This is a genomic window from Pseudomonas sp. DD1 (assembly GCF_044510355.1).
GTDB lineage: Bacteria > Pseudomonadota > Gammaproteobacteria > Pseudomonadales > Pseudomonadaceae > Aquipseudomonas > Aquipseudomonas shahriarae.
In genome coordinates, this window is record NZ_MSAJ01000002.1 from 123,564 (window position 1) to 135,888 (window position 12,325).

General features: G+C 52.8%; 11 protein-coding genes and 2 pseudogenes. 7 read left to right on the top strand and 6 right to left on the bottom strand.

What is annotated here, in order from left to right; all coding sequences use genetic code 11:
• The first annotated feature begins 38 nt into the window (after positions 1-38).
• On the top strand, positions 39-308 hold the full coding sequence (locus PSFL_RS01725) for a hypothetical protein (RefSeq protein ID WP_115128046.1): 270 nt from the start codon (positions 39-41) through the stop codon (positions 306-308).
• Between the two features lie 463 nt (positions 309-771).
• Here PSFL_RS01725 and PSFL_RS01730 read toward each other — a convergent pair whose 3' ends face one another.
• The 3 genes from PSFL_RS01730 to PSFL_RS01740 all read right to left on the bottom strand — a co-directional run bounded on the left by PSFL_RS01730 (position 772) and on the right by PSFL_RS01740 (position 4,821).
• Entirely contained in the window at positions 772-3,297 is a 2,526-nt protein-coding gene (locus PSFL_RS01730; RefSeq protein ID WP_397469624.1) for a TonB-dependent siderophore receptor, read from the bottom strand.
• A gap of 100 nt (positions 3,298-3,397) precedes the next feature.
• Complete coding sequence (locus PSFL_RS01735; protein ID WP_397469625.1) at positions 3,398-4,339, bottom strand: FecR domain-containing protein; 942 nt, start codon at positions 4,337-4,339, stop codon at positions 3,398-3,400.
• Positions 4,336-4,821 (bottom strand): sigma-70 family RNA polymerase sigma factor, encoded by a 486-nt coding sequence (locus PSFL_RS01740; RefSeq protein WP_397469662.1) that lies wholly within the window; start codon positions 4,819-4,821, stop codon positions 4,336-4,338. The genes PSFL_RS01735 and PSFL_RS01740 overlap by 4 nt, the downstream gene beginning before the upstream one ends.
• 947 nt (positions 4,822-5,768) lie before the next feature.
• Between PSFL_RS01740 and PSFL_RS01745 the strand changes: the two genes are divergently transcribed.
• The 6 genes and pseudogenes from PSFL_RS01745 (at position 5,769) to PSFL_RS01770 (ending at position 10,171) form a co-directional block, all read left to right on the top strand.
• Positions 5,769-6,728 (top strand): hypothetical protein, encoded by a 960-nt coding sequence (locus PSFL_RS01745; RefSeq protein ID WP_397469626.1) that lies wholly within the window; start codon positions 5,769-5,771, stop codon positions 6,726-6,728.
• Positions 6,729-6,730: 2 nt separating this feature from the next.
• On the top strand, positions 6,731-7,363 hold the full coding sequence (locus PSFL_RS01750) for a DUF2997 domain-containing protein (protein ID WP_397469627.1): 633 nt from the start codon (positions 6,731-6,733) through the stop codon (positions 7,361-7,363).
• 21 nt (positions 7,364-7,384) lie between these two features.
• Positions 7,385-7,885, top strand: coding sequence for a 4Fe-4S single cluster domain-containing protein (locus PSFL_RS01755; RefSeq protein ID WP_233092170.1), 501 nt, complete (start codon positions 7,385-7,387; stop codon positions 7,883-7,885).
• A 27-nt stretch (positions 7,886-7,912) separates the two neighbouring features.
• Complete coding sequence (locus PSFL_RS01760) at positions 7,913-9,523, top strand: AAA family ATPase (RefSeq protein WP_397469628.1); 1,611 nt, start codon at positions 7,913-7,915, stop codon at positions 9,521-9,523.
• A gap of 94 nt (positions 9,524-9,617) precedes the next feature.
• A pseudogene (locus PSFL_RS01765) lies at positions 9,618-9,801 on the top strand (hypothetical protein); the annotation flags it as partial.
• A gap of 70 nt (positions 9,802-9,871) precedes the next feature.
• Entirely contained in the window at positions 9,872-10,171 is a 300-nt protein-coding gene (locus PSFL_RS01770) for a hypothetical protein (protein WP_170060627.1), read from the top strand.
• Here the strand turns inward: PSFL_RS01770 and PSFL_RS01775 are convergent.
• The 3 genes and pseudogenes from PSFL_RS01775 to PSFL_RS01785 form a co-directional block, all read right to left on the bottom strand.
• Positions 10,164-10,436 (bottom strand): annotated as a pseudogene (locus tag PSFL_RS01775) (DUF6124 family protein). The gene PSFL_RS01770 and the pseudogene PSFL_RS01775 overlap by 8 nt on opposite strands.
• A 293-nt stretch (positions 10,437-10,729) precedes the next feature.
• Positions 10,730-11,566, bottom strand: a complete 837-nt coding sequence (locus PSFL_RS01780; RefSeq protein ID WP_397469629.1) for an MliC family protein — start codon at positions 11,564-11,566, stop codon at positions 10,730-10,732.
• Between the two features lie 277 nt (positions 11,567-11,843).
• Positions 11,844-12,296 carry a hypothetical protein gene (locus PSFL_RS01785; RefSeq protein ID WP_232545803.1) on the bottom strand — a complete coding sequence of 151 codons (453 nt, stop codon included), beginning with the start codon at positions 12,294-12,296 and terminating at the stop codon, positions 11,844-11,846.
• Between the last annotated feature and the right edge of the window lie 29 nt (positions 12,297-12,325).

Sequence of the window (12,325 nt, forward strand, 5' to 3'; positions counted from 1 at the left end):
CCGCTAGCACTCTCGCTTTTAGAATCCGGGATCACTTTATGCAGACTGACCAGACCAAGCTACTCGCGCTCGCACTGCTTGAGATCAGGACATTGCTTGCCGATTACCTGGGCAGAGATGTAGATGCTCCTATGAGTGTCCGTGTCGCGGCACATATGGCCTATGCGCTCCACAATGAGGCGGAGGCTGCATACAACAACGCAGATTTTCAGATCGCCAAGGCAAGCTTTAAAATCGCTGCAATCGATCAGATTCTTGGTGTCACTGACGGTGCCGCATTGTTGAGCAGGTTTAACGTCGAGGCCTAAGTCATTCCGGATAGCGCGCAACTTAGATGAACGCTTCTGGCCCAGAGTGTGTAAAAACGCTTCGCCAAAATTGAAGTGTGCGCGTCTACGTTAAATCTGAAATTTATCGGCACGTCTGCAGATGTGGATTTCGCGTAGAAACGCGATTTCCAGTCCGGTTTTGAGCACCTGGCGCGCTCAAAAACGTTTTTACACGGCCTCGGCCGATTGCTGTCTGTCATGAGGGGCCGCATTCGGCCAAAAGCCGCCGATCGGGTCAGGCGGCTTATGACCCGCTTCCGTCATTCAGAACAGGCTAATTGGCAAAAGTCAGACAATTGAACGCGTCGATGAAATAAGGGGCGATTCAAAAGTGTTTTCGGCGTGGCCTCAAGCGCTTGAGCTAAATTTTCCCAGGCCTGAACGTACTCGTCGTACCCCCGGCGCCTTGGCCCAGGGGGTAAGCGTACTACCGAGAAACCGCCTAGAAGCTGTATTTCACATTGAACATCACGTTGCGCGGCGCCCCCCAGAACACTGTGCCGTAATTGCCAATACCACTGTAGTAGTGCTTGTCGAACAGATTGTTGACGTTGAGAGTCGCCTTCAGGTCGCGGGTGACATCATAGCCGCCAACCAGCCCCACCAGTGCGTAAGACTTCTGCTCGAATTTGGCGGTGGGGTCTTTGATCTCGTACCAATCCTCGTCGCTTGGCTTAAAGAACGTCGAACTCTGCCAGTAGGCATTGCCGCCCACGGTGAATTTGTGCCAATCGCCCTGCAAGCGGTAGTTGGTTGCCATCTTGAGCAGGTGCTGCGGCTGGTTGGTGGCCACGCGCCGGTCATCCGCGTTATGGGACTCGGCAAAGGTGTAGCCTGCCATCACCTGCAGGTCATTCATCAGTTCGCCGTTCACCTCCAGCTCGACGCCGCGAGTCGTGACGCCTTTCTCTGCTCGATAGGCACTGCTACCACTCGGTGTGCTACCGCCGGTGGGTACGGCGAAGTTGTCCTGCTTGAGCTCGAACAGCGCCATGCTGGCATTTAGGCGGTTGTCGAAGTAGGCGCCCTTGATGCCGACCTCATGACTTTCGCCGGAGAGTGGGTCGATAGGTTTACCGTCCGGGCCGAGGCTGTAGGCCTGCGGTTTGAAGATGTCGGTGTAGCTGGCGTAGGCCGTGTGGTAGGCGTCCAGATCGTAGGTGATGCCGGCATAAGGCACGACTTCGCTGGAGTTGGTGGCGCTGGCCGGAAGGCGGCGACCGATGGCGTTGATCGTGTCGATGTCCCATTTGTAGTCGACGATACGGGCGCCCAGGATCACTGCCAGCGCGTCGGTCGGTTTAAGGATGGTGGCCGCGAACCCGACTTTCTGCCGTGCTTCGATATTGAAGGTCGACCACCATTCGAAGTCCCTCGGTGTATCGCCATAGCCATCCCATTGGAATACATCGTTGATGATGCCATTGGTAACCCCGTCGTGGCGCTTGGACGTGGATTCGGTATGGGCGATGCTGTAGCCGAATACGGCTTCGTGCATGCGACCACCCAGCGAAAACGGGCCGCGGGCATACAGGTCCAGGCCTTTTTCCTTGCTGGTAGTGTTGAACTTGCTCGCGGTGCCGCTGTTGTTCACATAGCCGCTGGCGCGGTCGACGTTGCCGGCGATGAAGCCGTGGGAGATGCTTGCGTCGGCCTGAATGGCCTCACTGCTGATGCCCGAGATCAGCTCCCTCGAACGGTAGTCGCGGCTGCTGGCGACCCCCTTGAGGACCCAGTCGTTGTCGAAGCTGTGGGCCAACTCCACGAAAGTGCGCTGGGTTTCCTGATTGCGCCAGGTCCAGCGATCGGCAGCGTTGGTGTCACGATCGAACTTGGCCCTGCGGCCATCCATAAAGAACGCGGGCAGGGCACCGGTGGTGCTGCCGTTGTCATAGTTTTTCTGTACGTCATGGCCGAGTGTGAGCAGGGTTTTCTCGCTCAAGTCGGCTTCCAGCACACCGTAGAAGGTATTTTGTTCGCCGGTCAGGTAATCGACATAACTGCGCTGCGACTGCGTACCCGCGACCATGCGGCCACGGATATTGCCGCTGTCGGTCAACGGCCCGGCGAAGTCAAAATCGGCCTGGTATTTATCCCAGGAGCCTGCGCCGACACTGATATGGCCCTGCGCCTCGGCAGTCGGGCGCTTGCGCACCAGGTTGATGACCCCCGAAGGATTGCCGGAGCCGTTGACCAGGCCGGTCGCACCCTTGAGCACTTCGACTCGGTCATAGATCAGGCTGTTGCCGATACTGTAGTTGTCGCGCAATGAGCCGCCGTCCGAGGACAGGCTGGGCACGCCATCGAACTGGAAGTTATCCAGCTTGAAACCGCGCGAATAGAAAGTGAAGGCCTCGGAGCTTTCCTGGTTGACGGTGATGCCAGGGGTTTGCTTCAGGACATCGGAAACACTTTGCAGGTTCTGGTCGTCCATCTGCTGGCGTGTCACTACGCTGATTGACTGTGGAGTCTTGCGCAGGCTCAGGTCCAGGCGTGTGGCGGCGGCAGTTGCGCCGGTGGTGTAGGAACCACTGCCTTCTGTGGTGACGCTCAAGCTTTGGCCGGTGATGCTGGTTGCATCCAGTTGCAGCGCTGAACCGGCCTGCGCCTGAGGCGCAAGCACCCAATTGTTACCCACCAGCAGAGCTTCCAGCCCGCTACCAGCCAGCAGTTGGGCAAACCCCTGCTCGGTGCTGAAGCGACCTTTTAGCCCGCGACTCTGTTGTCCCTGGGTCAGCGTCGCATCAAACGACAGCAGCACCCCGGCCTCGCGGGCGAAGCGGTTCAAGGTTGCTACCAACGGCCCCGGGGGAATGTCGTAAACGCGGCTGACCTGTTCGGCATGGGCCTGGGCATCCGTTGACAGCAGCGGGGCCAGCATCCCCACCTGCAGCGCTATGGCGCTGCCAAGCAGCAGGGGGGGGAGGTGTTTTCGGCGCGCGTGTGGGTAGATTGTCGCTCTAGACATGACAGCTCCTTAAAATGCCTGTTTGGGCGGTTTTCAGAAGAGCTCGTACGAGAGTGGCCAATCCGACAATGCAACTGAGAATTTTTTTCATTCGTTTTGTTTAAGCGGCCGGGGTGAGCCTGACCCAATAGCGCGTCCAGGTATTGACCTTCAGCTTTAGCGCCCCGGCGATTGCCACCAGTGCGCGGTCGGTGTCATCCAACGGGTACACCCCGGCGAGACGCAGCTGCGCCACATCGTCACTACAGCTCAACACGCCCGGGCGGTAACGCTGGAGTTCGGCCAGAGCGCGGCGCAGCGGCCAGCCGTCCAACACCAACTGACCTTCGCGCCACTCAGTGCTAGCAAGGTCAGCCGCACGGGGCTCGGATAGCGGCCCGCTGTTGAAGGTCAGGGCCATGCCAGCATCGACCCGCACTTCGTGTTCGCTTGCGGCGTTGTGCACCGCGACAGCGTGTTCGATGACGATCAGCTCTGTGCGGTCTGCATGCAGGCGCACGTTGAAGCGGGTACCGAGGGCGCGCATTCGGCCATGCACCGTGTGCACGCGCAACGGGCGTGGGTCGCTAGCGGTGTAAACGGCAATCTCTCCCTCGACCAGTTCTATCAGCCGCTGGTCTGCGCTGTAGCGGATATCGACGGCAGAATCTGTATTGAGCGTCAGCCGCGTACCGTCCTCCAAGGTCAGGCTGCGGCGTTCGCCCTTGATGGTGCGCACGTCGGCCAACCAAACCGGCGAGTGGCGATAACCCGTCCAGACAGCCCCTGAAACGCCAAGACCCAGCACCAGGCCCTTGAGTAGCGTACGCCGCCCCAGTTCCCCATGGCCTGCGACAAGGGTGTGCCGTGCCAGCGGACCGGGAACACCGGCAAGATCTGCTTGCAACCGCTCAAGGCGCTCCCACGCCCAACCGTGCAACGGCGACTGATCGAGCCAGACCTGCCACTGCCTGCGGTTATCCGCACAGTCACGCGCCGCGTGGAGGCGCGCATGCCATTGCGCCGCCTCGCGCAGGGCTTTACGTTGATCGGAAGGATTCATAGTTGCGCATCGAAAGCGAACAGCAGGCACCGCTCTGTCGCCTTGGCCATGTACTTGGTCACCGAGCTGACGGACACCCCGAGGCGCTGCGCGACCTCAGGGTAGCTCAGGCCATCGAGCTGTACGTACAGGAAGGTATCTCGCACTTTCTGGCCCAGGCCGTCGAGCATGGCATCCAGTTGCATCAGGGTTTCCAGCATCAGTAGGCGCTGTTCGGGGGAGCACTCCTCGAGGAGCGGCTGGCTGCCCAGAAACTCAAGGTAGGCCTGCTCCAGATTGCGTCGGCGCAATTGGTCGATCATCACCCTTCGGGCCACCGTGGCCAGGAAGCTGCGCGGCTCTCTCACTGGCTGGCGCAGTGCGCTGCTGATCAGGCGCAAGAACGTGTCCTGGGTGATATCCGCGGCACGATCTGCATCACCTAGGCGCCGACGAATCCAGCCCTGAAGCCATTGGCTGTGGTCGCGATAGAGCGCATGCATATCATCCTGGGGGGAGGATTCGGGAGACTGAGGGTAGGACACCTAGATCTTCCTAGTTACAAGATGCGGATAAGAATTGATCTTAATTATAAGCAGGCGAGGAAGGTTTGCAATGCAGTAGAAGGTGCCGATTTAAGTACGCGGATAGGTGGGGGACGCTGCCATGCCCTCGGTATTGCTTCATCGTCCTGCATAGGGAAGGGGGGCCCGCATCGTTTCTGCTCTGGCTCGGTTAGGTACTGGGTGACGCCATCCACGCCTGAAAGAGTGTGTAGTGGTCTCATGAATCCGATCAGCACCATGGCCGCCAGTCAGGCTCACCCAAGCTCTTCGACCTGGGTCCAGTGATCCTCCGTCTGCGCCTCCTTCTATTTCAGGCGATCTGGGCGACGGTGCACCAGGTAAGGGAGCAGGTCTGAGTTCGGCATCGGTGTTCCTCCTTGGAGTGAACAGCGTAGCAGTTGGGTTGCTTGGTGGTGGGTTGTGTTCGGTCGGCAGGACGCTAGGGGAGGGGCAAATCAGTTCCCAAATAAAGAAGATAGACCGCATTCTACGCGGTCTCCAGAGGGGATTTTTTGTGCTGGTTTCGGAAGTAAATATCTCTACAGGTCACAGCCCGCTTACGTTTCCAGATCGGATTGCAAATCGGCCTACGCCGGTTCGATTCCGACCTCGGTCTCCATTCTTGAAAGCCCCGTAGATTAACGTCTACGGAGTTTTTTATTGCCTGAAATTCGGGACCGTTTCTGCGACCCGCACTGATTTGCTATCTCTAGTTAGGAGGTTTTCTTCAGGTCTGGAAGCATCTTAGGAGGCGTGATAAACCAAAGATCATCATGTAGCATAGACCAAAGAGTAGTTCTACAGTCATCCTCACACTACGCGCTTCTGCACCGACTCTAGAAGGTTTATGAATGATAAAAACTATCCCGATGTGGAAAATGCTGATGATCACCAAAGGTAAGGCGGCGGGATTTGCAGTACTGGCCTCCTTACCTGCTTTCATCGTTATAGGTGCTTGGATGTTTCTCGAAGGGTTGCAAAATGGGCAAAATCGCCAAGCTGTAATGGGGCTTATCTGTCTGGTTTTTTTTGGTGTGTGTGCCTTACTATTTGCACCTTCAAAAAAGTATATTCCCGGCAAAACATTTCGGGGTTATAGAAATAAAAAGCTCAGTACAAAGGCAGCTATAAAATACGGTTACGGAATCATTGCTTTTGTTGTCGTGGCTTTTGTAGTCCTAGCATCAAAAGACGTGCTGAGTGCAATATGCTATGGGGTTGGCGGTGCCTTTAGTCTTTATACTTTGTCAAAAAGCTTAAAATTTCACGCAGATGTCGATTATTCAGCAAATGAATATTTAGCGAGTGCTTTGGGGATTCCTGTCGGGGAGAAAGTTCTAGTCAGCTACCAGGATTTTGATGCTGACGGGTTTCAAGTGGGTAGCAATGCTTTTGCCGCAACAGCGACAAAATTAATTGTGGCGTCGTTTGATGGATATTGTTGGAGCAAGCTGTCGCGGGACCTTAATCAAGTCTCGCGCATTGGTATCATCGGTGACGAAAATAAAAATTACTTTGTTAAACTACAATTCAATGATGGATTTGATGCGTTGTTGCGCATTGGCCTATATGAAAAGCTAACATCAAATCCCATTCTAGTAATCAGAAGGCTATTGGAAGCGATTGATACAAGTCTTCTTTGTGGTAGTGGCGCATCACAAGCTGTACAAAGACGTCGGGTGGTTGCCAACCCTGGAACTTCAACTGAGGTCAGAAAAAATGTTGCATCTGAGGCTACGCTTGCATCCGTGGCACCTATGCGCAATATTGAGGTTGTCTCTGACGTATTAGTTGCTATACAGAACGCTGAAGAAATTGTTCCCGGTCGCAGGTTGGAGCTTTAACAATGTCTCATTGTACAAAGTTTGAATTTTCTTATGTTAATGAAGAGGCCATTGCCAAAGCTTTCGGTAAAATGGGCATTAACCCAACGACTGATCTGGTTTCCGTATTTGCCAGCGACTTCAGTAAAAAGGTGTTGGGCAAAATAGGTTATATGGGCAAGCAGCAATTTAGAGCTATTTGTGGCCAAACGGCTGATAAATTCAATTTATTTGTTTGCCAAATTGAGGAGGGCTCTTACAAGCTTCTCATTGAGCGGGGAGTGATTTCGGCCGACGATGAAGCGATAATGGCTGACCTGGCTTTAAACTTTCAGAAAGCGTATATCAGCGTAGCCATCGATGAAACCATCAAACGCATAGACGCATCAGGTGTCCCAGCAAGAGTGAAAGAAACTTTTCAAGGATTCGAGATTGAATTTGGATCTAACTACGAATACGGTATTCATGTCACCTTTACGGGCAATGAGATTACGGAGGAAGTGTATGGCGTGAAAGGTGATATTTGTACAAAGCTTACTGAAGAGCTCGAATCTCTACTTTCTAGCCCAACTACGGAACTTGTGACTGAGTGGAAGCCGGAGTATACCGTCGTCCATGAAGAACAAACCCTTCAAATTCTCAGCGCGAATTTATAAATGGAAATAAATGTACACCATATGGAGTTGAGCAGCGTTAACGGCCCTGGGTTGCGCTTGACATTATGGGTGCAAGGCTGTGCGCTGAATTGTAAGGGGTGCTTCAATCAGGGAACCCATGCTCGCGAAGCGAGTACGTTGATGTCTATTCATGAGTTGGCACAGAAGATAAATGCACTGGACATCGCTGGCGTCACCCTCTCTGGGGGGGAGCCCCTCGACCAAGCGCCAGCCTTGGAGCAATTAATACATGCCGTCAATGGTGAGAAAAACTGGATACTTTATACAGGCTATACGCCAAAAGAGATATTCCAGAATGAGGCCATGATCCGAGTAGTTAAAGCCGTTGACATGACGTTGGCTGGTCGGTATCGGCATAACGCGAAACATCCCTATCAGCACAAGCAGATTATCAAAGCTAGCGACAGGGTCGATGTTGACTTTTTCCGTATTGGAAGAGTTGTCGAGTTTGTTGTTTCAAGTTCTGGTGTTACCAAAACTGGTCTTCCGATGCATGTATAACTCAGTTCAAGAATAGGGATAATAGGCATGAATCGTACCAAGCAAATAACAGATTACCTCAAGGCGCGTTATGCGATTTTGGTCATTGAAACTTTCGAGGAGGAACGTGCACTCAGTGAAATTTCTGAAATCGCTAAGACTCTTAGCCATCGGTTGTTCGTTTGGAACTCGACGGTAGGTGTCCAGATAAATGGCGTCGTTTCTGGGGATAAAACCTTTGATTTGAAAATGGCTTTGGACTTTTGCGAAGAAAAGGCGAAGGAGGAGGGCAGCAAAAATATTTTTGTTTTTTGTGATGCTCATAACTACCTTGCCTCAAGCTCAAATCCTGTCTATCGGCGTCGACTTCGAGATTTAGCCATAAATATTCGCTCACGCGGATATCGAAGCAATTGCATTATCGTGGCACCCAGCTTTGAAGTTGCCAACGATCTTCAAAAGGAAATCACGTTGATTGATTTTCCTTTGCCATCAAGAGATGAGGTTAAGGATCAGATAAATAGCTTTGTTAATTCATGGCAAGGAAATAGTAGCGTTAAGATTGATCTTTCTGCCGAAACCAAAGAGAAACTCATTGATGCTGCATTGGGCCTCACGGGGTTGGAAATTGACAATAGCTTATCTCGCTCATTGGTATCCAGTCTGAGTGTAAATGAAAATACTGTAAAAGATTTGCTTTCCGAAAAAAAACAAATCATACGAAAAACAGGTATCTTGGAATACATTGACTCAAAGGTGAGTCTTGAAGATGTTGGAGGCCTGGCAACTCTTAAGAAATGGCTCCACTTGCGTAGCCAGTGTTTTGGGCAGACTGCTCAGGAATTCGGTGTTGGAACTCCGAAGGGTTTGCTCTTAACTGGCGTTCCCGGTTGCGGTAAGTCTTTAACAGCGAAATGCGTATCGTCGTCATGGAATATGCCCTTATTACGTTTGGACATGGGGAAAATTTTCCAAGGGGTGGTTGGTTCTTCAGAGTCCAATATTCGTTCCGCACTACGCACTGCCGAAGCTGTTTCGCCCTGCATCCTATGGATCGATGAAATTGAAAAAGGACTTTCCGGTTCTTCCGGAGGGGCATCTGATGGTGGAACGGCTACACGCGTATTCGGCACACTGTTAACTTGGATGCAGGAAAAGACGGCGCCTGTTTTTGTGTTTGCTACCGCTAACAACATCAACAGCTTACCTCCGGAGTTATTGAGAAAGGGGCGATTCGACGAAATATTTTTTGTTGATTTTCCGTCGACATTAGAAAGAAAGAAGATTCTTGAAATACATTTGAAAAAATTGAAACGTGACCCAGAAAAATTTGATTTGGATCGATTGTCTGCTTTGGGGGGCGAGTCGAATTTTGGGAAAGACGTTGTGCTATCTGGTGCTGAAATCGAAGCTTGGGTTGGAGACTCCCTGATTGAAGCGTTCTCGCGGCGGATAAATGGCTCTGATGATCTAAGCGATCTGAGTATGGTTGACTTTGAAACTACTATTTCGCGTTTAGTACCCATGAGCAAAATGCGTAAGGATGAGTTTATAAAACTTCGTGATTGGGCTAATCAAAATGCAATTAGCGCGTCGGCTATCATTGCTGGTCAGAATGATATGGAAACTCAGATCGGCGGCAGAAAAATTGATTTTTAATATGCGGTGATTTTTCGGTTAGTGTGGCGTTGTTACAAGTAGAGACTGATGCTCGGGCTAGTAAAATGACTGCACGAGCAAGCCTTAACCGGCCAAGCAGCTCGACGCCATCACTGGCGCTTGCTCTCATAAAGAGCTCAATCGTGCAGTCAGCAAGGCTGAGGGGGGTTGTATTGGCACTTGAATCGACCAAAGCCATCAGAAGCCAGATCGCTGAGCCGTTGTATGTGGCGTATGATGACGCCGCCAGCAATCGGGCGGGTGAGTTGAAGGGATAGGCGTTTCTCGGCACGGCCCCGCGCGGCTATCGATAGACTGGACGCCTCAATTTTTCAGGATGAAATGATCATGTTCAAAGCTACCCTCGCTTCCTTGCTGTTGACCTGTACTTTTTGCGCTCACGCCGGTACGACGGTCGATGTGTCGAAGATTTACGGCAAGATCCAGTTCGTGGACAGCTATCCCGACTACAAGGTGAAGGTGGTGAGTCACTACCCCGACCTTAAGGTAAAGAAGGTTGTTTCCTGGCCGGACTCTGTCGGCAAATGGCAAACCGTCGACAGCTACCCCGACTACAAGATCCAGATTGTCGATTCCTATCCGGACTTCACTATTGAATATGTGGAGAGCTGGCCTGGGGTCAATTGATAGCGGCGAGCCGTTGCAGGTGTTCTGAGACGGCTTGCCGGGCGGGTTGGCCAGGGCAGGGCGTTTCACGGTCGAGCAATTTGGCGGTGAGGAGTACGCCCAGTTCGCTCAGTTGATGGGGCGCCAGGGCGATGTCGCGGTGTTTGCCGTTCAGGTCTTCGTACAGGTCGTGCAGCAGGGTGCTGACTGAGGTGAAGGTTTCTTAACTGTCGGTGCTGACGTTGGGGGCGACGGTGAAGAGGTTTGAATCCGTAACGTTGTACATGTCTGAGATCAAATAAATGGTTATCGTCTCCGGCCGGAAAGACACCGGAGGAGGGACGGGTCAGTTCCGCAATTAGATTATGGTCCCCGGCTTCAAAGGCTTTCAGATAGCATGCAAATAATATTTTGCGGAATCGAATTGTCTTTAACTGTTTGAAATAAAACATTTTTACCGTGGATTGCAACTCCGCCTATTTACACACTCTGGACCGTTTAAATCCGTTCACGAACGCCGCCTCCAGCCACTTGCTAGCTTTCGCCAAAATGCAATTACCCAGCTGACTGGGTCGTTGCTCAAAGCTTTCTTTTGCAATGTAATTCGGGCACCTCGTATCCCCAAGTGATTATAGTTTCGGCCTGATGTTCCCAAAGTGTTTCATTGCGTCCAAGGTACTTTACGCCACTGTCACTTGGCTGCTGGTACATGAGCGATACGCTGTCGCCACGCTCGGCGATTAATGTCGGCGGATCGGTTTTAAAGAACATGACAGCAACCTCGCTGGCAGGGTTGCCTTCGCATTCGTAATAGACAGGCCCGGTTCCCGGTACCAATCGGTACCGTGCTTGCAACTCGGCGATGCGGCGTTGGTACTCCATGCGCACGCATGCACCGACGTCATCACTCTTCCAGCAGTCGTCGCGACCCTTTATCCATCCACGTTGTTCTGCTTTAAGCTGGGGTGGGTGCTCGTTGCCGGCCTTGATTCTCGCGCTGGCATATACTTCCGACAGATTGCGATCGAGCGCGGATAACACCTTGTCCTCACATATCATCGCTTCGATAGCACCAGGCTTCACCTTGGCGCAATCGTAAGAAGGGCCAAGTGTCACATTGACTATCGACGATTTCCCCGTACTGCCCCCGGTCGCCTGCTTCCCATTGATATGCTGATCAATGTATTGGCACCACTGATCGGAACTTCGTTCAGGGACATTTGCCCCATCGCGAACCCCTAATTTGAATTCGATCACCGATTTCCATTCATCGGAGCCTATATCCGGCCCATGCCCTTGTCCGTCAGTTGTATGCAGTATCTTATCGATCGATTGATACCATGGGTAAGTGCACACCGATTGAGCCTGAGCAACGCCTGCGGCGCCAACCAACAACAAAACCAGATATTTGCTCATGCGTGCTCCCTTTTGATTTAAGCAGTTGCCAGGCACCGACCTAAGCCTGATTCATGCCTCCAACGTTCGGGTAATCATATCCGATTTAGTTGAAGTCCTAGGGCCGTTCTTGGCCGGCATGTCTTGCCGTGAAGGGTCGATAGCAGGCCTTGTAGAGCAGCTGCTTTGGGCCGTTTGCAGTCTCTCGCTAAGGGCAACATTCAGTCGGAAGCTGTTCTCTGCCACGTAGCTTCCGATCACCGACCAACTCAGTTTGTGACGGTGATCGTCGCAATCGTTATTCCTTCTCCAGCTTTGCAATACCTTTCAGCGGGTAGATCACTTCATGGGTATCCAGATTTCGAATCTCGGATTCGATAGTAATGGTCGAGACCTGACGCCCAGGAGGCCCATTGATGTCGTCGCGAGTGGTGAAGTCCACGACATATCGCTGGCCTGCACGGAACTCCACATCGCGCGCACCGAAGCCGCACTTCGCGCCACCGGTACCCAAGGCATTCATCGAGACCCAACACCAGCTCAACGAGTGCTTGCCCGGGGTCAAGCGCAGTGCCTGCTTGCCGGAAACGTCGAGGATCGAGCGCCGCCCGGCGCCCTCTAGCAGTTGGTCGTCCACATGCGTGGCCAGCAACAGTCGATGGAATTTTATTCCCAACCCGCGAAAGCGGGTGGTGGCGAAGTACACCACCGGTGCATTGGCCGTGTTATTGGACAGGTCATATGGCGTCATCAAGTCCGGCACCCAATCGCCTTGGTAAT